Genomic DNA, 21,364 nt, shown 5'->3' with positions numbered 1-21,364 from the left:
CCAGACTTGCTAGTCTGGCAATTTTATACCACTTCATCGTACTACAACTTATCCTATCAACTTTCGACAACATAGTTTATTTAATATACATGACAACATAATTTGTTTAAAATGTTTAAATAACTTCGTTCGGTATTTTAAAAAAGTTAATAATGACCAATAATCAAAAAGATATGATTGATGTTGATAAACATCTTTGTTTAGCACCAGCAAATAATCAATATGCATCAGATATTTATAACATTATCACTAACAATAGAGAGTACTTTAGTCAATTTATGGCATGGCCTAAATTTGTGAAAAACCAAACGGATACAGCGCTGTTTTTAGATTCTTGTTGGTTAAAACATCAACAGAATGAAAGCAAAACCTATGTCATTTTATTAAAAGGTCAAGCTATTGGATTACTATCTTTTAATCAGATTGATAAAAATAATAAAACAGCTTATATCGGTTATTGGCTAGATAGCTCAAAACAGGGCAATGGAATTATGACCGTCGCAATCAATGCATTAATAAAGCATTACGCTATGCAAAAAATAATTAGACGATTTGTCATTAAATGCGCAGTTAATAACGAGAAAAGTAATGCTATAGCCAAACGTTGTGGTTTTAGTTACGAAGGAACCCTAAAACAAGCTGAATATATTAATGGAACTTTTCACGACCAAAATATTTATGGTTTGATTGCTAATTAGGTTTAATTATTTGGTTATAAAAAAACCGACATCTGTCGGTTTTAATTAACAATTGTTGAATAAATATGCTTAACGATTATTTGATTACAAAATAACCGTAAGCGATTAAACCTAAAACAATAATAATTGAAGATATTGCAATCATATACTTAGTTTTAAATTGGTATTTCTTTACTTCACCAAGTGAAAGTTCAATATGTTTATTTTTATTATCAAAATAGTAATAAAGAGGCAAACCAATTAAAGTTAACACAATTGAAGCAATCCCATTTACTGTTTGGTGAATTAACATACCATATATAACATAGCCAGCGCCTAAAATAGCGATAAGAGGAATAACTGGGTAACCAATGACTTTATAAGGTCTTGGGATATCAGCAAATTTTTCCTGGCGATAATTACCCCAATAAATGTCAATAGATAAAAAACCCAAATAGAGAACATTGAGATTTCAGATAAACGATCAGCATCAAGCAGGGTTGAATAAAGGAATGAAAAAACAACCAATATAATAATTGCATTCACTGGTGAACGGCTATCGTCATCAATGGTACTTAAAAATTTTGCTCCAATGATGGTTCCTCGCTCTCCCATACTAAAAATAGTTCGAGATAAAGTCATGATATAACCATTAATACCACCAAGAATTGAAACCATTATACCAACAGCAACTAAATTACCGCCTAAATGTCCAAACATGCGTTGTGAAGCAACTGCTGAAGCGTCATGCCCAAGCGTAACCATTTCTTGTACCGGAAATATCTTAAATAACGCAATATTGATACAAGCATAAACAATCACTAAAAATATTATGCCGAGAATAATTGCTTTAGGTAATACTTTTGATGGATTACGAATTTCACCAGCAACAGATGCAACCTGCGCCCATCCATCATAAGCAAATAGTGTTGCCAATATTGCCACTGCAAATGGTGCGTAAGTTTCAATACCTTGTCCACTAGCACTAAATAATGCAACTTGACCATTACCTTTCCATAATCCAAATATGGCTAGCAACAAAATTGGAACAAGCTTACAAAAGGTAGCAATCGTTTGTAGATAGCCAGCCTGTTTTACACCAATTGAATTAATGCATGCAATAAGCCCCAAAACACCAGCGCTTACCGCCATACGATAGGCATCATTGATCCCAAATAATAAACAAAATACAGAACTAAAATAACCAACCAAAGCCCCAACTAATGATGGAGCAAAAAGTACAGTGATCATCCAACCATATAAATGAGAAACTTTAGCACCATAAATTTTTTCTAAATAAACCAGCATGCCCCCAGTTTTCGGGAACATAACCCCTAGCTCACATAACGTTAAACCACCACAAATTGAAAAAACTCCACCAATAATCCACGCTAACAAAGCAAAATTATAATCGCCAGCGACTTCCAATACAGCAGGTGGTTTCATAAATGCACCAGCGCCTAAAACCATTCCAACAACGAGTGATAATGCAGAAACTAAACCAAGATCTTTCCGCAAATTATTCTCTAAATTGTGTTCAGACATAAATAACCTCTTAAACTGATCAATAAAGCAAAATTTGCCTATAATAGGACTTTATTTATAAAAAACAAGCAAGATTAATTTTAATAGAAAAAAAGCTTTCCAGATCAGAAGTTACTGTCAATAAAAAAGTCAGCATAAAGCTGACTTTCAATAAGTTAATGATGCAATAATTACTATTTTTTCTTCATTTTCATATCAATAACCATACGACCACGAATTTTACCTGCTTTCATTTCGTCAATCATATCATTAATATCTTCAAGAGGACGTTTTTCTACAATTGGTACAACTTTACCTTCAGCACTAAAACGAAATGCTTCCGCTAAATCTTCACGAGTACCAACTAATGAGCCGAGCACTTGAATACCATCTAGAACTGTCTTAGGAATACTTAAATCCATTGTTTCAGAAGGTAGACCCAATGCAACAACTCGTCCTAATGGACGTACAGAACCAATAGCCTGATTAAATGCTGTTTTAGTAACTGAAGTGACCACCGCACCATGCACACCACCATCGGTATGTTCTTTTATGTAAGCACCAACATCAGCCACTTTTTTAGGATTAACCACTAAATCAGCGCCAAGTTTCTTACACAACTCTAGCTGACTATCACTGTTACTAATCGCTACAACTTTATTGTTGAAAACATTTTTACCATATTCGATAGCCAAAGTACCAAGCCCACCAATACCAAATACAGCCAACCATTGACCCGGTTTAGTATCGGCTACTTTTATGCCTTTATAAGTAGTCACCCCAGCACAAGTCACACTAGTTGCTTGGGCTGGATCAAGTCCATCGGGGACTTTTACCGCATAATCAGCTTTGACAATACATTGTTCAGCCATACCACCATCGACACTATAACCTGAGTTTAAAGCACTTCGGCAAAATGTTTCGTTACCCGAGATACAATATTCACAGGTACCACAACCTGCATGGAACCATGCAATACTAACACGATCTCCAATCTTCAAACTTTTTACATCAGGTGCAATTTTAGTCACAATACCCACACCTTCATGGCCAATTACTCGACCAGGTTTTTTACCGAAATCGCCAGCAGCGACATGAAGATCAGTATGACAAAGCCCACAATACTCAACCTCAACTAAAGCTTCTCCAGCCTCTAATGGGCGAACCGGAATGTCTTTAATTTCGACTTGACCATCGCATTCTTGTTTAATAACTGCAGCTTTCATTTATTTCTCCTAGAATAATTACAATTTTAAAAAATCATTGATTACATTTTAAACCATTTATTTAGAAAAAATATGCGCTATTTCACATTTATAACTAAAAATAAAAATTAATTTTTCATGTCTATATAAATAGGGACTAAATCTCAATAATCAAATCAGATACCAGCATTCAATAGTAAAAAAAATTAAATATATTAAACAGATAATCTAAATATATAACTAAAAGTAATATAAATATTCGATATCGGCATTTCTCATCTTTCCTGAAAATTTTTATAGTGGAATTCTAGAAATTTTTCATACTTTGAAATATTCAAAATATGGTAGCAACTATTGTAAGGAGCACACATGGATTTATTTAATATTAAAAAAACTTTTTTTATAGGTTTATTCTCAATTTTGTTACCATTTTATTCACTGGCTGATGAAAAAACACCACAATATGGTGGAACACTAGTTGTTCATTACTCAGGTGAACAAAGGATTCTCAATCCAGCTCTACGCGCTTCAACTGGTGTATATGAAGTATCAGGAAAAGTAGTTGAATCACTGGTAGATCTTGATCAAAATGGGCAAATTATTCCCGTCCTTGCTACATCATGGACATCATCGCCGGATGGAAAAACAATAACATTTAAATTACGTGAAGGCGTTAAATGGCACGACGGCAAATCATTTACATCACAGGATGTAAAATATAATGCGCTGGAATTTTGGAAGAAAAGATTAAATTTTTCAACTGCATTACAACTTAATTTAACTTCTGTCGATACCCCAGATAACTATACTGTAGTCTTCAATTATTCTCGTCCAATGCCGTTAGATTTACTATTAAGAGCACTCGTCGATCTTGGCTATGTGGTACCCAAACATTTATATGAAGGAACTGACGTCCTAAATAATCCTTATAATACGGCACCAATTGGGACAGGACCTTTTAAATTTGTTGAATATCAGCGAGGCCAACATATTATTGTTGAACGTAATACGGACTACTGGCGAAAAGGTTATCCTTATTTAGACAAGATAATTTGGCGTATTATTGATGATAATTCTTCAGCATCTGCTGCATTAGAAAGTGGACAAATTGATTTAAGTGCCTACTCAAAACTAAGTCTTGCCGATATTAATCGATTCAAGCAAAACGAAAAATTTGCAGTACTAACTAAGGGCTCACAAGCTAATATTTTTAATAACACTTTGGAATTTAACTTCCGTAATCCTATCATTGCTAACTTAAATGTTCGCAAAGCAATTGTCCAATCGCTTGATATCTCTTTTTTTACTGAAGATTTCTTATATGGTTTTGGAAAACCAGCAACAGGAATTATTCCTTCATCAAATACCTTTTATCCTATAAACAGTAAAATCGTTTACCCTTTTGATAGAGAGAAAGCCGAACAATTATTAGATGAAGCCGGCTATAAACGAAAATCTGATGGTAATCGTTTTACTTTAAAATTAGTACATATCAATAATGGTGAAGATGTCCCACTTTTTGCAACTTTCATTCAACAATCTTTAGCTGAAATTGGCATTAACGTGGTTATCGTCAATCTCGATACCGCAGGTGCTTTAAATGCTGTTTATAAACTCCACGATTTTGATATTGCAACGGGTTGGCATCAATATAGAGGTGATCCTGCAGTATCAACAACAGTTTGGCTGCGTTCAGGTAGCCCTGATGGTGCACCTTGGACCAATCAATATGGTTGGAAATCTGATACCGTCGACCAATTAATTGATAATGCTGCAACTGAAATAGATCCAACCAAACGTAAAGCGCTTTATACTCAGTTGGTCGATATCATAAATGCTGAACTGCCTCTGTGGTTTGCTACTGAACGAGAATTCATCTCGGTTGTGAATACTAAAGTACACAATCATCACAATACCGCACGTTGGCCATCAAGTAGCTGGTTTGATGTATGGATAGAACATTAAATTGAGGTGAAATGATGACGCATATACTTACTCTTGCACTTAGACGACTGATAACCACTATACCAGCATTGATTATCATTCTAATCACACTATTTTTGTTATTGCAATTAGCACCTGGTGATACAGTCGATGCATTGTTAGCCCAAATTGGTGGCGCCGAATCGAGTGTAATTGACGAAATGCGTCATTATTATGAACTAGATCAATCCACAAGCTCTCGATTGCTAAACTATTTATGGCGATTAGTTCATTTAGATTTAGGTCAATCTGCAATCTATAACAAGCCGGTAAGCCATATGATTTTAGAACGCTTACCTGCTACATTATTATTAATGATCAGCGCAATGTCATTAGCGTTTACCTGTGGCACAATTCTTGGCATTTTATCTGCCCAAAAAGTCAATCGTTGGCCTGATACTTTGATTTCTATATTAGGACTGATTTTTTATTCCACTCCATCCTTTTGGTTAGCATTAATGGGAATAGTTTTCTTTTCAATTTATTTAAATTGGTTACCTCCTAGTGGATTTGGCAGTATAGAGCAATCCTTAACTGGATTTTCAGCAATACTTGATATTGCATGGTATTTAATTCTACCAACAATAACTTTAGCTTTAGTTTATCTATCAATCTATTTGCGTATCATGCGTGCATCCCTACTTGAGGTATCTACTCTAGATTTTGTTAAAACGGCTAAAGCCAAAGGATTAAGCAGTCGCAAAATATTAGTCAATCACGTTTTACGTAATGCAATGTTACCAATGATAACCTTAATCGGCTTACAAGCTGGAACCATGTTAGGTGGTTCAGTTGTCATTGAGACAATTTTTGCCATCCCAGGATTAGGCCGCCTAGCCTATGATTCTGTTGTACAACGAGATCTAAATACGTTACTCGGCGTAGTATTTATTTCTGCAATATTAGTTATTTTTATTAATTTTATTGTCGATATGCTTTATGCCAAACTTGATCCACGAATTACAGGACATTAATAATGGCGATATTAAAAGATTATTTCCGCAGTCCAATCGCTAGAATTGGCACAATTTTACTGGTATTAATTATTATCATTGCCTTAACTGCTGATTGGATTTTCCCGGGTAACCCACTTCGTTTAGCTGGCCGTCCTTTACAATGGCCATTTTCCAATCCTAAATTTATCCTAGGAACCGATCAAGCTGGACGCAATATTGCCGCACAACTTTTTCATGGTGCTAAGGTATCGCTTATTATTGGGCTTATCTCTACATTGATAGCAATGGTTATCGGGGTGATCATTGGCGCCATCGCTGGGTTCTATGGCCGATGGGTTGATGACATACTTATGCGCCTGACAGAAGCATTCCAAATTTTACCAAATTTTTTACTTTTGTTAGTTGCAGTGGCGATATTTGGTTCAACCATAAATATTGTAGTGATTGCAATTGGCGTGGTTTCTTGGCCACCTGTTGCAAGACTAACTCGAGCCGAATTTTTATCATTACGCAATCGTGAATTTGTCCAAGCAGGCAAAACTATTGGTATGAGTTCAACTAGACTTATGTTTAAAGAAATCTTACCTAATGCATTACCACCGGTAATTATGTATGCCAGTGTTATTTTATCTACTTCGATATTAATGGAAAGTGCACTTGCCTTTTTAAATCTTTCTGATCCGAATATTTCCTCATGGGGAAATCTAGTTGGGAATGGGCGTCTGGTATTACGTCAACAATGGTATGTTTCAGCTATTCCGGGAATAGCAATATTATTAACTGTTTTATCGACGTCATTAGTAGGACAAGGAATAAATGATGCACTCAACCCGAGGTTAAAAAAGAGATGAATCAAAAAAAACTATCTATTAAAAATTTAACCATAACTTTACCTCAAGGTTCGGATCGAAAATATGCTGTTAATGATGTATCACTAGATCTTTATGCTAATGAAATACTCTGTATCGTCGGTGAAAGTGGATCGGGTAAATCTTTATTATCTAATGCAATCATGGGACTATTACCTGATGGGGTTACGGCTTCTCAAGGTAAAATCGATTTCGATGGCAATAATTTACTCACCTATAATGACGAACAAATGCGTAAAATCCGTGGTGCACATATCGGCATGGTATTTCAAGATCCCATGACAGCATTAAATCCATTAAAAACCATCGCTAACCAAATTAGTGAAATGTTTACCATACATACTAATTTAAGTAAAAAAGATATTAATCAGAAAGTTATATCCTTGTTAACAGATGTGCAAATGCCAAATCCTATATCGGTTGCTAATGCTTATCCTCACCAGCTTTCTGGAGGACAACGTCAACGAACTATGATTGCCATGGCCTTAGCATTAGAACCGGCTATTTTAATTGCCGATGAACCAACAACTGCTTTAGATGTTACAACTCAAGCTTGCATTTTAAAACTGATTAGCGAATTACAATCACGTAAAGGAACAGCGGTCTTATTTATTACTCATGATTTTGGTGTAGTCGCCGATATTGCAACTCGCGTTGCGGTTATGCAACAAGGACAGATTGTTGAGCAAGGCGTTGCGGAGGAACTATTAAATCATCCCAACCATCATTATACACAAGGATTAATTGCTGCAGTTCCACCACTTACGCCAGGAGATGTTCGTCTTATTAACAAGGAAATTATTCTAGAAGTAAATAATCTTTCAAAGGTTTATCACAAAAGTAGTTTTTTCAAAAAAAATCGGCGCACAACCTATGCTGTGAATGATGTGAGTTTTAAGTTACATAAAGGTAGTACGTTGGGAATTGTTGGCGAGAGTGGTTCAGGTAAATCAACATTAGCCAGATGTATCATTAAATTATTGGAAATAGATAGTGGTCAAATCCACTTTGAAAAAGAAGATATTAGTAACTTAAAAGGTAATAAACTTAAACACTATGCACGTCATATCCAGATGGTATTTCAAGATCCTTATGCATCATTAAATCCTCGTCGAAAAGTCGGTGACCAAGTTACTATTGGGCCAATACTGCACGGAATAACCAAACAAGACGCAATAAAGAAAGCAAAAGAGTTATTCAACATGGTTGGCTTAGAAAGTGAAGCGTTAAACCGTTACCCTCATGAGTTTTCAGGAGGACAACGACAACGAATAGGACTTGCTCGAGCACTCGCATTGGAACCTAAAATATTGATTGCCGATGAACCTGTGTCAGCACTTGATGTTTCAGTACAAGCACAAGTACTGGAACTATTAAGCGAATTACGTAAAAAACTTGGCTTAACAGTGCTATTTATTACCCATGATCTGCGAGTTGCTGCACAAATTTGTGATCATATTCTGGTAATGAAATCAGGCAAAATTGTTGAGCAAGGTATCGCATCACAAGTCTTTTTAAATCCATCGCAACCTTACACCAAAAATTTATTGGCTGCGGTACCAGGAAAAGGTTGGAATCCACCTCGACTAATTGATATGTCCCCTGCTATTCATATTTAAGGAGTGAATATAATGACAACACTTACCCCACAAATTGATCATGTTGTAATCACCGTATCAGATCAGCTTAATAAAGCAAATTTTCAATATCAAAAGCTGGGTTTTACCATCACCCCACGAGGACACCATTCGTTAGGCACCAGTAACAATTTAGCCATTTTTTCGACTACCTATCTTGAACTTTTAGGTTTTGAACCGCAAAATGCCAATAAAGTTGATAAAAGTTGGCGGTTTGCTAATGGACTAACTGGCTTGGTCTTTAAAACCTCAAATGCCGATGAGCTTTATCAACAACTCGTTAATAATGGTATAAAAGTTGAAGGTGAAGAACCGCGATCCTTTTATAGACCAGTCGAATTAAATGATGGCACATTAGCTGATGCTTGTTTCAAAACTGTCAGACTTGATCCTAATTATACACCAAATGGACAAATCTTTTTTTGTGACCAATTAACACCAGAATTAGTGTGGCGTAAAGAATGGCAAAACCATCCAAATGGGGTAATCAATATTAATCAAGTTATCATTGAAGCTAAAAATCCCCTTTCCTCAATTAAGTTACTTGAAAAAACATTTCCGTCGGTAAAAATTATCGATGTCGACGGAGGCGTTCGGCTAAAAGCGGATGACAAATATATCGATTACCTTACACCAAGCGCAACACAGCGTCTTTTTGGCTCATCCTTAAGCAAAGCGAACAATGACCAAGATCGTAAAGTTGCTTTATGTTTTACAACCAAATCATTATCACAAACTCAACAAGCCCTTGAGAGTGGGAAAATAAAATTTGATTTACAAAATAACACTATTGTCGTACCAGCTAGTGAAACATATGGTGTTGTTATGATTTTTAGCCAATTATAAACAGGAACCGATAAATATGAGTAAAATTTTATTTATAGGCAGTGGCCATATGTCGGAAGCGATTATTAGAGCATTAATAAAAAATAAAGCGTATGAGCCAAAAAATATCTTAGTGAACGATATTGTTAAATCTCGTTTAGACTATTTACAATTAACTTATGGAGTTACACCTACTAGCAAAATAGTCAATACAGATATTATTGTGTTAGGGGTGCGACCTCAAGATTCGTGGAGTGACATTGTTCAACAATTTGGTACTAATAACAGAAATACCATTATCATTTCAATTATTGCTGGAGTCACAATTGCGCAAATAAAAGCATCATTAAAAGTCGATATCCCTGTTATTAGAACGATTCCCAACACACTCACCGATACCGGTTTTGGTTATTCCGGTATTGCTACCGATGTTAATGAGCAGGCAGTTGCAAAACAGAAATCTGTTACTCAATTTTTCAATAGCTTTGGGAAACTAGAATATATTGATGAATCACTACTAGATATTTTTACTGGTTATGCGGTTGCAGGACCTAATTATATATATTATTTTTACGAATCTCTTGTTGATGCAGGTGTTTTAGTGGGCTTACCCCGAGACATGGCCAAACGAATTGCTCTTGAAAATTTGCACGGTGCAGCCTCAATGCTGCAATTGAGTCAAAAACATCCAAGACAATTGCTCGATATAAATAATTCACCTGCTGGGGTGGGTATACACAGTTTGTATGAACTTAATAACAGTGACTTCGCAGCAGGATTACAGCGCAGTGTTAAAGCTGGTGTAATACGAACAGTTGAGCTTGGCAAAAATCAGTGAAATAGTCTAAATATGATTTTTGAGGAACATAAAAAAACTGTTCCTCAAAATTTTTCTTTTCCTATCAGAAGTTAAGCAATATCTTTTGCCACATATTTTTGGCTATTGTTATTAACTAATAAGAACAGTCCGATTAATGCGCCTAATACAAATAATCCAACCACATAAATGGCCGGTGCCATTTTACTAACAAAATCACTAAAAAATGAGATCAGTAATGGGGTTAAACCACCAGCAATAGCGTAAGCCATATTAAATGAAAAAGATACACCACTATAGCGAACCTGAGTTGGGAATACCTTAACCATAAAATAAGCAAAAGAGCCAACAATTCCGACACTAAAACCGGCTAAGAAATAAGTGATAAAGAGAAGATTCGCGTTTTCTAATGATAAATAAAATATAGCAATCATGATAGCAGCAATACTACAACCAATAACCAGCACTTTGCCCATTGCAAATTTATCCATCATCATGCCATAAAACGTACAACTAATGATAAGTCCAATGATAGCTAATATATTACCTTGTAAAGCGTCAATTGCCGAAAAACCAAATTGCTTTTGTAATAAAATTGGAGTCATTAACATTATCACCATAATACCGGCAGATAACACCCAAGTTAGTAACATTGATAAAATAGTTTGTGGTAAATACTGAGTTAAAACGGTTATCACAGGTAATTTTTTAGATAATTCTTCATTCTTACGTTTTTGAATTTCTAGAAAAATAGGTGTCTCTTTTAACCAACGGCGAAGATACATGGCAATTAAACCAAAGATACCACCAATAATGAATGGAATTCGCCAGCCCCAATCATTCATTTGTTCTATTGATACACTTTTACTCATTATGGTTGATACTAATGACCCCAGCAAAATACCTAAACTTAAACCACTAGTTAAAATACCACAGGCTAGGCCAATTTTGTTTTTAGGTACATGTTCAGCAACAAATGTCCACGCCCCAGGCACTTCACCACCTACCGCGAGCCCCTGGCATAATCGCATCATTAAGAGTAATAATGGTGCAAAAATACCGATATTGGCATAAGTAGGCAAACAACCAATAAATAATGTTGGTAACGCCATTAATAGAATACTAAGTGTAAACATTCTTTTGCGACCAAACATATCACCAAAGTGAGCCATCACAATACCACCAAAAGGACGAATCAAATAACCAGCAGCAAATATGCCAAAAGTTTGAACTTGACTTAACCATGCAGGCATATCATCCGGAAAAAATAGATGGCTTATCGTAATTGAAAAAAAGACAAATATAATAAAATCATAAAATTCTAATGCACCACCTAATGCTGATAGGGCTAACGTTTTATAATCTTGATTATTTAATGTTCGCATATTTGTAACTATTGCTGAATCTGGCATAATCATCCCTGTAAATATTTTTTTACACACAGTCTATTAATCTGTACCAATATACCGTAACAAATTGCCATTTAAAAGAAAATATCAAAAAGTTCACACAAAATTAAAACTAGCACTAAATGATTAATAATTGGCCAAATAAAAACCTACAATGAAAAAATCTTATTAAATGGAGAGTTTTAAAATGGCAACAAAACGCATTTCTCGTGGAAAATTCAACCGTATGCAACAATTATCTAACCAGGATGGCGTAATTGCAGCATTAGCAATCGATCAACGTGGTTCAATGGTAAAAATGATGCAAAATGCTGTAGGTCAAGAACATTATAATATTGATATGGTGTATGAATTTAAAGAGCTTGTTTCTCAGGAATTAACCAAATATGTTAGTGCCATTTTACTGGATGAAGAACTCGGTTTTAAAGGCATGGCAGCAAAAAATAAAAATGCTGGTTTAATTATGTCTTATGAAAAAACTGGATACGATGCCAATACACCAGGACGTTTACCAGATATTTTACCGGAAGATTCACTTCAACGCCTAATTCAAAAAGGTGCTGATGCAGCGAAAGTACTGGTCTATTATAATCCTGACGATCCGCAAGATATTTTAGATAAAAAACACGCCTTTTTAGAACGTTTAGGCAATGAAGCGAGGGCGGCCGATATTCCGGTATTTGTTGAACCTATTGTTTATGATAACGTGGTAACTGATGATAAAAGCCCAGAATTCGCAAAAATAAAACCCCAAAAAGTTATCAAGACAATTGAAGAATTTACTAAAGATCACTATTACATTGATATACTTAAAGTTGAAGTGCCAGTATTATTCAAAAACGTTGCAGGATTTAACGATAGTAATCCAGTAGTTTATTCACAACAAGAAGCAGCCGATTATTTCAAACAAGCAAGTGATGTTGCCACTCGTCCTTTCATCTATTTAAGTGCAGGCGTACCAACCAAAACTTTCCATGAAGAACTCATTTTTGCCGGTGAACATGGTGCCAAATATAGCGGTATTCTGGGTGGTCGAGCCACTTGGTTTGAAGGGATTGAGGCATATGCAAAAAATGGTAAAGACGGTTTAAAACATTGGCTTGATACCATCGGACGTGAAAATGTTGAACAACTTAATAAGATTTTAAAACAATATGCAACCCCTTGGTACGATGTATATGGTGGAAAAGACAAGCTTGAAATTATTGATCTTAAATTAAGTAATTAATCGTTTTTGTAGAGATTTATATAAATAACTTTAATAACAGATAAGAGTACAAGTTTTATCCTATTTTTCTTGTACTCTTCTTATTAATGAACAATTTGCATATCAGCTAATCATCAGCCCCACATGCAATTGAATTCTACTTTTTATTAAACCGCCTGATCAAAAAACAGATTTACCTTACTTAGCTCAGACATTGACTCTAAATAGGCTTTAATTTTAGTAGGAAAAATAAGACCCTTAACACAGGTTAGATTACGTAATATCGGGAATAAACATATATCATCCCAAGATAATGTGCCATTACATGCATTCGACGTCACAATTAATGGTTCAAGCTGATTTAATAAATCAGATATCTTAGCAATTAATGTTTCAGTTTCTGCAAGACAATCAGCAAACGAACCCAATTTTTTACTCTTATTAGTAATAAAATTATCAATAGCAGCTTGAGTGGCAAATTCAGCCAAGCCTAATTTTACATATCGAGGACACTCTAACTTATAATCATATTGTTGAAATTGTTTAATTAATACTTCTATTTCTGGATTTTTAGCTCCAATTAAGACATGGCTTTCACCGTAATTACTATCAACATAAGCAACAATATCAAGACTTTCTGGCATATAGCTGCCATCTTCCTTTTGTAAGATCGGCACCATTTTTTCACCAATCATACTTGTTGGTGATTTAACGTCATCACTGAGAAAGACATGCTGTTCAACTGAAATATTTTTTAAACCAAAAATCATTCTTGCCCGTACACAAAAAGGACAATGTTCATAAATATACAATTTCATATTCTTCTCCTAAAACAATCAATGGCCCATAACAAAAGAGCCAGCCCTAAAAACAGCACAAAAACCGATCCTGCAGCATATAGCGCTTTAATATATCCAACCCTAACCACATTAATAAAAGGATATGGATATTGATTAGTAAGATAACCTCGTATAAAAATATAAATACCATAAACTAACATCGACAAAAACGAGCCAACAATGACATTAAATTGAATACGTCGAAATGGTCCCCAAACTAACCAACTTAATACGCCAATAATCGGCAGAATCACATGTAAACTTTCATTGGCAAATTGTAATAACGTATTAGGTGGTTTATGTATTCCCCTTAAAATTAAGTTATAAACTATCGCGGTTATAATCACCCCGACTAAACCATTCAAGCGTATCACCTTGAAACTATATCGATTACAGTTAGGATTGAAAGTTAAGCATAGGCAACTAAATGCCAACATTAGATTAGAAAGTACTGTAAAAAAACTGTAGTAAAATATTATTCGCCCAGTTGGAGTACTTGGTTGCCACGGTCTCAGCTTTGTATGCCAATAAATATAAGTTTCAAGACCAATAATAAAAAAAGCATATAACGCAATAAAAAGATTAATATTTCGTTTTAACATAACTTATTATAAAAAATAACAGATAATTCAGTATATAGTAGGCTATAGAAAAGATACAAAATATTATTTCAATATCAACTAAAGTTAATTTTTTCATTAATTAAACGTTTCGTTTTTTATGCATTCCAAACACAATAATAATGTGACAACTTCAAGTTATTGACAGTTAGTATATAATGTTAACAACTATTAAAAATGAGTTGGCTTTTAATGTCTGATAAAGATATATCATCACAAAATAAAATATTAATTGAACAATTTCTAGACTCAATTTGGTTAGAACGAAATCTTGCTGAAAACACGATTGAATCTTACAAACTTGATCTTCTTGCACTAAGCCAATCACTACAATTACAACAAGTTAATTTTCTCACAGCACAATCCATTAACTTACAAGAATTTTTACTACAACGAGTTAAAGATGGTTATAAAGCGAGTAGTTCGGCACGTTTATTGAGTGCGACTAAACGTTTCTTCCAATATCTATATCAAGAAAACTATCGTACCGATGATCCATCAGCTATATTGTCATCACCCAAATTACCCAAAAAGTTACCTAAAGACTTAACTGAATTACAGGTTGATGCCCTACTAGAATCACCAAGTATTGATGATCCAATTGAGCTGAGAGATAAAGCTATGTTAGAGGTGCTTTATGCTACAGGATTACGAGTTTCAGAATTAGTTAACTTAGAAATTAGTGACGTCAGCCTAAGGCAAGGAGTAGTACGAGTTGTAGGCAAAGGCAATAAAGAACGTTTAGTTCCTTTAGGTGAAGAAGCAATCTATTGGCTTGAATACTATTTCAAATATGCGCGCAATAATCTACTAAAAAATGGCCCAGTTGATGTGCTTTTTCCAAGTCGTTTAGGCAAGAAAATGACACGACAGACATTCTGGCATAGAATCAAATATTATGCCATACTAACCGGCATTAATATCGAAGCCCTTTCACCTCATGTACTTAGGCACGCCTTTGCAACGCATCTGCTTAATCATGGCGCCGATTTACGAGTAGTACAAATGTTACTAGGGCACAGTAGTTTATCAACTACACAAATTTATACACATGTTGCAACAGAAAGATTAAAACAATTGCACAGCAAACATCATCCTCGTGCATAACAGTTTAGATAACTAAGGATAACTGAATGAAAAAATTAGTCATAAGTTTAGGTTTAGCATTAATCTCAACTTCAGTATTAGCCAATAACGCCGATATAACCAAATCGATGGAAAAATTAGGTTTTTCTAATAAAGAAATTACTATCGAAAATAACCCAGTACAAGGTTTAAAAAGTGTTATAACTCCTGAGGGCATTTTCTATGTCACAGATGATGGTAAATTTTTAACTCAAGGACCAATCTATAGTCTTGAAGGCGGTGAACCAGTAAATATTGCTAACAGTAATAACTTAAAATTAATGAAATCAATTGAAAAAGATGCCATTGTTTATAAAGCACCAAAAGAAAAATATATTATTTCGGTTTTCACCGATTACACTTGTCACTATTGTAAATTACTTCATGAAAATATAAATCAATACTTAGATGCGGGTATCTCTGTGCACTATTTTGCCTTTCCTCGAGCCGGTGCTAATAGTGATGTAGGTAAAAATATGCAATCTATTTGGAGTGTTGCCGATCGTAAAGCTGCTTTTGATAATGCCTATAAGGGTAATTCAATTTCTCCAGCAAATAGCATGGTACCTTATGTAACACAACAATTTAACGTTGGTAAAAAATTAGGTATCAGTGGTACGCCTGCATTAGTACTACCTGATGGACAATTAGTTTCAGGCTATGTCCCTGCTGATAAATTAATCGAAATTTTAAAAAAGAAAGCAAAAAATTAATAAGTTATAATTTATAGCAATTAAAATTTAAATATAAAATAAGAAAAGTATGTTAGCGCACGTGCGCTAACATTTAAAATATGAAAAATAAATTAACACACCGCCAATTACCTGAAGCGTTACCTGAATTGTCACCGGATATCCCACTCTTATTGCAACGAGTCTATGCATTACGTGGAATAACATCTATGCAAGAGTTAGATTATACAACGCGTAACTTATGTAATTATGACAACTTAGATGGTACCCAAACCGCTGTCGAAATTGTTTATTCAGCTATGCAGAATAACAAGCGGATTATGATTGTCGGTGATTTTGATACTGATGGTGCAACCAGTACTGCACTAACGGTGAAAGCGTTAAAAAAGATGGGATGCCAACATGTCGATTATATCATTCCGAATCGATTTGATGATGGATATGGTTTAAGTATAAGTGTTATAAAAAGAGCACTGTTAAAAAAAGCCGATCTAATTATTACTGTTGATAATGGTGTTTCCGCTATTGAAGCGGTTGAATTTGCAAAACAATCAAACTTAACTGTAATCATTACTGACCATCACTTATGTCCTGAGCAATTACCCGCAGCTGATGCAATCATTAATCCTAACTTACCAAACTGCTCTTTTCCATCTAAGCACTTAGCTGGTGTCGGTGTTGCATTTTATTTTATGTCAGCTTTACGAGCAAAATTACGCCAAGAAAACTGGTTCAGAACACATAATTTAGAAGAATACAACATCGCTAGTTTGTTAGATTTAGTCGCGTTAGGTACTATTGCTGATGTGGTAAAACTTGATCACAATAACCGAATATTGGTTCATCAAGGTATTAATCGAATCCGATCTGGTTATTGCTGTGCAGGAATAAAAGCACTATTACATATTGCTCGAAAAGATCCGGTATCCTTTACCTCAACCGATCTAGCTTATTATATTGCCCCACGGCTTAATGCTGCAGGGCGAATGGATAACATGTCTCTTAGTGTTGAATTATTGTTATGTGACGACTACGATAGTGCTCTTAAACAAGCTAGTGATTTAGATATGCTAAATAATGATCGTAAGTTAATTGAACAAACGATGTATAAAGAAGCATTATCCTATATCCAAGGGTTAGAGCAACAACAATCCTCTTTCCCAAACTTATTAGTTGTCTATCATCCTGAATGGCACCAAGGTATCATTGGCATCTTATCAGCTCGTTTAAAAGATAAACATTATCGGCCAGTTATTTGCTTTGCATCTACTGAAGAAGGGATACTAAAAGGTTCAGGACGCTCAATAGCCGGTATTCACTTACGAGATTTACTTGATGAACTGGATCAAAACCATCCCGATCTTCTGGTGAGTTTTGGTGGACATGCCATGGCGGTCGGATTAAGCATTCGCGAAAACGATTTAGAACGATTTCGAAAACATTTTGAAACACTAATAGATAAACGTTTAAATGCAAATACGCTTGAACAAATAATAGAAACCGATGGTGAGGTAGACAGCCAAGATTTTAATTATGCGATGGCTAAACAATTAAAAGAATCGGGTCCATGGGGCGAAGGATTTACAGAACCGACATTCGATGGCGATTTTATTGTCCATCAACAACGTTTATTTGCTGAAAAACATCTTAGATTAGTATTAGAACCGAAAAACGGTGGCCCTATTATTGAAGGCATATGTTTCAATGTAAATTTAACGCAATGGCCAGATAATACAATAAAAAATGTAAAAATTGTCTATCAATTAGATGTTGATGACTTTCGAGGAAATCAGACGGCAAAATTGATGATTAGGCATATTTGGCCTATCGCATAAGCGATTAAAATCGACTATAATTATAATTTTCTACAAAAATCAAATCAGTTAACTAAAAATACTGGCAACAGATAAGTTTTATCATCAGTACAATATTTTATACAACATTAAGGACCAAAAAATGCATATTCATATTCTTGGGATTTGTGGCACATTCATGGGAGGCATTGCATTAATCGCTCGCTCATTGGGTCATAAAGTCACGGGTTCAGACAAAAATGTTTACCCACCAATGAGTACGCTGCTACAAAAAGAACATATTAATATTATTGAAGGAGATGACCCTTCACAATTAAACCCTACTCCTGATCTGGTGATTATTGGTAATGCGTTATCAAGAGGAAATCCTTGTGTTGAATATATTTTAGACAAAAATATTCCTTATGTTTCTGCACCTCAATGGTTACATGACAATGTTTTACGCGAACGCTGGGTGATTGCGGTTGCTGGAACACATGGTAAAACAACCACTGCCGGTATGGTTAACTGGATTTTAGAGAAACAAGGTTATAACCAAGGTTTTGTCATTGGTGGCGTACCTGGTAATTTTGAAGTATCAGCAAGACTAGGTGAAGGTAACTTTTTCGTTATTGAAGCCGATGAATATGATTGTTCATTTTTTGATAAACGTTCTAAATTTATGCATTATTGCCCAAAAACGTTAATTATGAATAATTTGGAATTTGATCATGCAGATATTTTTGATGACCTTAGTTCAATTCAAAAACAATTCCATCATTTAGTTCGTTTAGTGCCAAGTAAAGGGTTGATAATTTCACCGCAAGAAGATGTCAATTTAAAACAAGTTTTAGCAAAAGGTTGTTGGAGTGAACAATCATTCACTGAATCAGAAAATGGTTGGATGGCGAAAAAAATCGCTAATGATGCTAGCCAGTTTGCCGTTTACTTTAACAATGAACAGGTTGGTGAAGTTAACTATTCTCTTGTTGGTGAACACAATATGCATAATGCCTTAATGGCTATTGCCGCGGCACATAATGTAGGTATTAAACCAGCTGATGCTTGTTTAGCACTGGGATCGTTTTTGAATGCCAAAAGACGTTTAGAGTTATACGGCGAAGTTAATGATATCGAGATTTATGATGATTTTGCCCATCACCCAACTGCAATATTAGCGACTTTAGAAGCATTACGCAGCAAAATTGGTGCAAATCGACGAATATTGGCAGTATTAGAGCCTCGTTCGAATACCATGAAACTAGGCATATCCAAAGATGAACTGGCGCCATCATTAGGTCGTGCAGATGAAATATATATGTTTCAACCAGAACAACTACCTTGGTTAGTTGCTGATGTGGTCGATGCTTGTATTCAACCGGCTTATTGGTCTGGAGATATTGATTTATTAGTTGAGATGATTACTAAATCAGCTAAACCAACTGATGCAATCTTGATTATGAGTAATGGTGGTTTTAATGGCATTCATAATAAAATTTTAGAAAACTTAAAAAAACAACAATTAAAAGATCAATTAGATGAACAAACCTTAATCTAATAATTGATTAATCTACCGATATGATTTTGCCACGCAACGTGGCATATCATATACAGAGAGAGGTAATCTCATGCAATACTTAGTCACCTCATCTGAAATGAAGCATTATGATGCTTATACCGCAAATAAAATTGGCTTACCTTCACTAGTATTAATGGAACGAGCAGCATTAGCCGTTGTAAATCAACTTAATGAAAACAACTATAATTTAAACAAAATTGCGGTAGTGTGTGGATATGGCAATAATGGCGGTGATGGTATTGCTGTAGCTCGCTTACTCAAATTACAACATATTGATGTTGATGTGTATTTAATTGGTCAAGTAGAACATGCATCAAAGGAAACACTACAACAAATTAAAATAGCACAGCATTATAATATCAACTTTATCACTTCACTCCCAAAATGCTTTACCGAATATACTACTATCGTTGATGCTATTTTTGGTATAGGGCTTAATCGTATAGTGAGCGGCAATTTTGTTCATGCCATTGAGCGGATAAATCAGTGCTGTGCCGATGTTCTTGCTATTGATATTCCTTCGGGACTTTGCAGCAATACAGGAAAAATCCTTGGTGTTGCGGTCAAGGCTAAACAAACTGTCACTTTTGCCTACGCAAAAATTGGTTTATCGCTTTATCCAGGGGCTGAATTAGCAGGTGAAATCACTATTGCCGATATCGGCATCTATGCAGATACTCCAGCCAGTCATTATACTTATCAATCTAATGAGTTGAGTAAATTATTGCCGCAAAGATCAAACAATAGTCATAAAGGTAGTTATGGCAAAGTATTAGTTATCGCTGGTTCCGAAAATATGTCTGGAGCTGCGTACTTTTCAGCTAAAGCAGCATATAAAACTGGAGCTGGATTAGTACATATTTACACCCCCATGTGCAATCGTGATATTTTATTAACCCAAATTCCCGAAGTTCTATTAACCCCATTTATTACCAATAAAATTGATATAAAAAAACTTGATGAACTAATAAATCGGGCTTCAGTCATTGTTATTGGACCTGGCATGGGGGTATCCGATGATACTCATAAAATCTTATCGTATGTATTACAGCATGCAAGGATTCCAGTAATCATCGATGCTGATGGGCTTAATACGTTAGTACCTAATTTAAGATTATTGAAACAAGCACAGTCAACTATTATTGTTACCCCTCATTTGGGAGAAATGGCAAGGCTAGTTAAACAACCAATTGAAGCTATTAAAAATAATTTAGTCGACACGGCTAAAAAATTTGCGCAAGACTATAACGTAATCTGCGTATTAAAAGATGCAAAAACCATCGTCACAATACCTGGACAAACCACTTATATTAACCAATCTGGTAATTGTGGTATGGCTACCGGCGGTGCTGGTGATGTTTTAACAGGAATAATGGCTGGACTTATAGCTCAACATCTACCGCCATCCAAAGCTGCTCCAGTAAGTGTTTACTTACATGGTTTAGCTGGCGATGTTGCTTCTAAAAAACTAAATAAATACAGTTTATTAGCTAGTGATATAATTGATAGTCTAAACGAGGTACTATCCGTTTAGCTATAAAAATATGGACAATTTTAGTACTCTGCAAAAATATTTCATAAATGAAATCACAGCTATGATTTAATCA

At 35.0% G+C, this 21,364-nt stretch carries 19 protein-coding genes; 13 read left to right on the top strand and 6 right to left on the bottom strand.

The genetic code is table 11. From position 1 onward, the window contains the following. Nucleotides 1–152 precede the first annotated feature (152 nt). Entirely contained in the window at nucleotides 153–698 is a 546-nt protein-coding gene (rimL, locus tag RAM17_RS03240) for a 50S ribosomal protein L7/L12-serine acetyltransferase (protein ID WP_110448700.1), read from the top strand. 76 nt (nucleotides 699–774) lie between these two features. Here the strand turns inward: rimL and RAM17_RS03235 are convergent, their stop codons facing one another. The 3 genes from RAM17_RS03235 to adhP form a co-directional block, all read right to left on the bottom strand. Next, a complete protein-coding gene (locus tag RAM17_RS03235) occupies nucleotides 775–990 on the bottom strand; it encodes a hypothetical protein (protein WP_306240712.1) in 216 nt (71 codons plus the stop codon). A gap of 23 nt (nucleotides 991–1,013) precedes the next feature. Further along, nucleotides 1,014–2,222: an APC family permease gene (locus tag RAM17_RS03230; protein WP_306240710.1), complete on the bottom strand. Its 1,209-nt coding sequence runs from the start codon at nucleotides 2,220–2,222 to the stop codon at nucleotides 1,014–1,016. Between the two features lie 173 nt (nucleotides 2,223–2,395). Next, complete coding sequence (gene adhP / locus RAM17_RS03225; RefSeq protein ID WP_110448698.1) at nucleotides 2,396–3,427, bottom strand: alcohol dehydrogenase AdhP; 1,032 nt, start codon at nucleotides 3,425–3,427, stop codon at nucleotides 2,396–2,398. 348 nt (nucleotides 3,428–3,775) lie between these two features. Here adhP and RAM17_RS03220 point away from each other — a divergent pair, with 348 nt between their 5' ends. From RAM17_RS03220 to RAM17_RS03195, 6 genes are read left to right on the top strand one after another with little or no spacing between them, the layout of a single operon-like run. Beyond that, the gene (locus tag RAM17_RS03220; RefSeq protein WP_110448697.1) at nucleotides 3,776–5,371 is read left to right on the top strand and encodes an ABC transporter substrate-binding protein; all 1,596 of its coding nucleotides are present in this window, start codon (nucleotides 3,776–3,778) and stop codon (nucleotides 5,369–5,371) included. Nucleotides 5,372–5,385: 14 nt separating this feature from the next. Then, nucleotides 5,386–6,363, top strand: coding sequence for an ABC transporter permease (locus RAM17_RS03215; RefSeq protein ID WP_110448696.1), 978 nt, complete (start codon nucleotides 5,386–5,388; stop codon nucleotides 6,361–6,363). 2 nt (nucleotides 6,364–6,365) lie between these two features. After that, nucleotides 6,366–7,196: an ABC transporter permease gene (locus RAM17_RS03210; RefSeq protein WP_110448695.1), complete on the top strand. Its 831-nt coding sequence runs from the start codon at nucleotides 6,366–6,368 to the stop codon at nucleotides 7,194–7,196. After that, on the top strand, nucleotides 7,193–8,833 hold the full coding sequence (locus RAM17_RS03205; RefSeq protein WP_110448694.1) for an ABC transporter ATP-binding protein: 1,641 nt from the start codon (nucleotides 7,193–7,195) through the stop codon (nucleotides 8,831–8,833). The genes RAM17_RS03210 and RAM17_RS03205 overlap by 4 nt, the downstream gene beginning before the upstream one ends. 12 nt (nucleotides 8,834–8,845) lie before the next feature. Then, nucleotides 8,846–9,697, top strand: coding sequence for a VOC family protein (locus RAM17_RS03200; RefSeq protein WP_110448693.1), 852 nt, complete (start codon nucleotides 8,846–8,848; stop codon nucleotides 9,695–9,697). A 16-nt stretch (nucleotides 9,698–9,713) separates the two neighbouring features. Continuing rightward, the gene (locus tag RAM17_RS03195) at nucleotides 9,714–10,514 is read left to right on the top strand and encodes a pyrroline-5-carboxylate reductase family protein (protein WP_110448692.1); all 801 of its coding nucleotides are present in this window, start codon (nucleotides 9,714–9,716) and stop codon (nucleotides 10,512–10,514) included. 71 nt (nucleotides 10,515–10,585) lie between these two features. On the opposite strand, the gene RAM17_RS03190 is transcribed toward RAM17_RS03195, so the two are convergent. Next, nucleotides 10,586–11,905 (bottom strand): MFS transporter, encoded by a 1,320-nt coding sequence (locus tag RAM17_RS03190; RefSeq protein ID WP_198222093.1) that lies wholly within the window; start codon nucleotides 11,903–11,905, stop codon nucleotides 10,586–10,588. Nucleotides 11,906–12,089: 184 nt separating this feature from the next. Between RAM17_RS03190 and RAM17_RS03185 the strand changes: the two genes are divergently transcribed. Further along, nucleotides 12,090–13,130, top strand: coding sequence for a tagatose 1,6-diphosphate aldolase (locus tag RAM17_RS03185; protein ID WP_110448690.1), 1,041 nt, complete (start codon nucleotides 12,090–12,092; stop codon nucleotides 13,128–13,130). 146 nt (nucleotides 13,131–13,276) lie between these two features. On the opposite strand, the gene grxB is transcribed toward RAM17_RS03185, so the two are convergent. Both grxB and RAM17_RS03175 read right to left on the bottom strand, forming a co-directional pair. Further along, nucleotides 13,277–13,927 carry a glutaredoxin 2 gene (gene grxB / locus RAM17_RS03180; RefSeq protein ID WP_110448689.1) on the bottom strand — a complete coding sequence of 217 codons (651 nt, stop codon included), beginning with the start codon at nucleotides 13,925–13,927 and terminating at the stop codon, nucleotides 13,277–13,279. Beyond that, on the bottom strand, nucleotides 13,924–14,385 hold the full coding sequence (locus tag RAM17_RS03175) for a Pr6Pr family membrane protein (protein ID WP_372339519.1): 462 nt from the start codon (nucleotides 14,383–14,385) through the stop codon (nucleotides 13,924–13,926). The genes grxB and RAM17_RS03175 overlap by 4 nt, the downstream gene beginning before the upstream one ends. 375 nt (nucleotides 14,386–14,760) lie before the next feature. On the opposite strand from RAM17_RS03175, the gene xerD reads away from it, so the two are divergent. The 5 genes from xerD to RAM17_RS03150 all read left to right on the top strand — a co-directional run bounded on the left by xerD (nucleotide 14,761) and on the right by RAM17_RS03150 (nucleotide 21,291). Next, complete coding sequence (gene xerD / locus RAM17_RS03170; protein WP_220000109.1) at nucleotides 14,761–15,675, top strand: site-specific tyrosine recombinase XerD; 915 nt, start codon at nucleotides 14,761–14,763, stop codon at nucleotides 15,673–15,675. A 26-nt stretch (nucleotides 15,676–15,701) separates the two neighbouring features. Then, the gene (dsbC, locus tag RAM17_RS03165) at nucleotides 15,702–16,406 is read left to right on the top strand and encodes a bifunctional protein-disulfide isomerase/oxidoreductase DsbC (RefSeq protein ID WP_110448686.1); all 705 of its coding nucleotides are present in this window, start codon (nucleotides 15,702–15,704) and stop codon (nucleotides 16,404–16,406) included. Nucleotides 16,407–16,486: 80 nt separating this feature from the next. Beyond that, entirely contained in the window at nucleotides 16,487–18,220 is a 1,734-nt protein-coding gene (gene recJ / locus RAM17_RS03160; RefSeq protein WP_110448685.1) for a single-stranded-DNA-specific exonuclease RecJ, read from the top strand. Nucleotides 18,221–18,341: 121 nt separating this feature from the next. Then, a complete protein-coding gene (gene mpl, locus RAM17_RS03155; RefSeq protein ID WP_110448684.1) occupies nucleotides 18,342–19,736 on the top strand; it encodes a UDP-N-acetylmuramate:L-alanyl-gamma-D-glutamyl-meso-diaminopimelate ligase in 1,395 nt (464 codons plus the stop codon). A 70-nt stretch (nucleotides 19,737–19,806) separates the two neighbouring features. Continuing rightward, entirely contained in the window at nucleotides 19,807–21,291 is a 1,485-nt protein-coding gene (locus RAM17_RS03150) for an NAD(P)H-hydrate dehydratase (RefSeq protein WP_110448683.1), read from the top strand. Nucleotides 21,292–21,364 lie beyond the last annotated feature (73 nt).

Source organism: Gilliamella apis, from assembly GCF_030758615.1.
GTDB lineage: Bacteria > Pseudomonadota > Gammaproteobacteria > Enterobacterales > Orbaceae > Gilliamella > Gilliamella apis_A.
The sequence above is the reverse complement of the archived record's forward strand: the minus strand, read 5'-3'. Positions and strand labels throughout refer to the sequence as shown.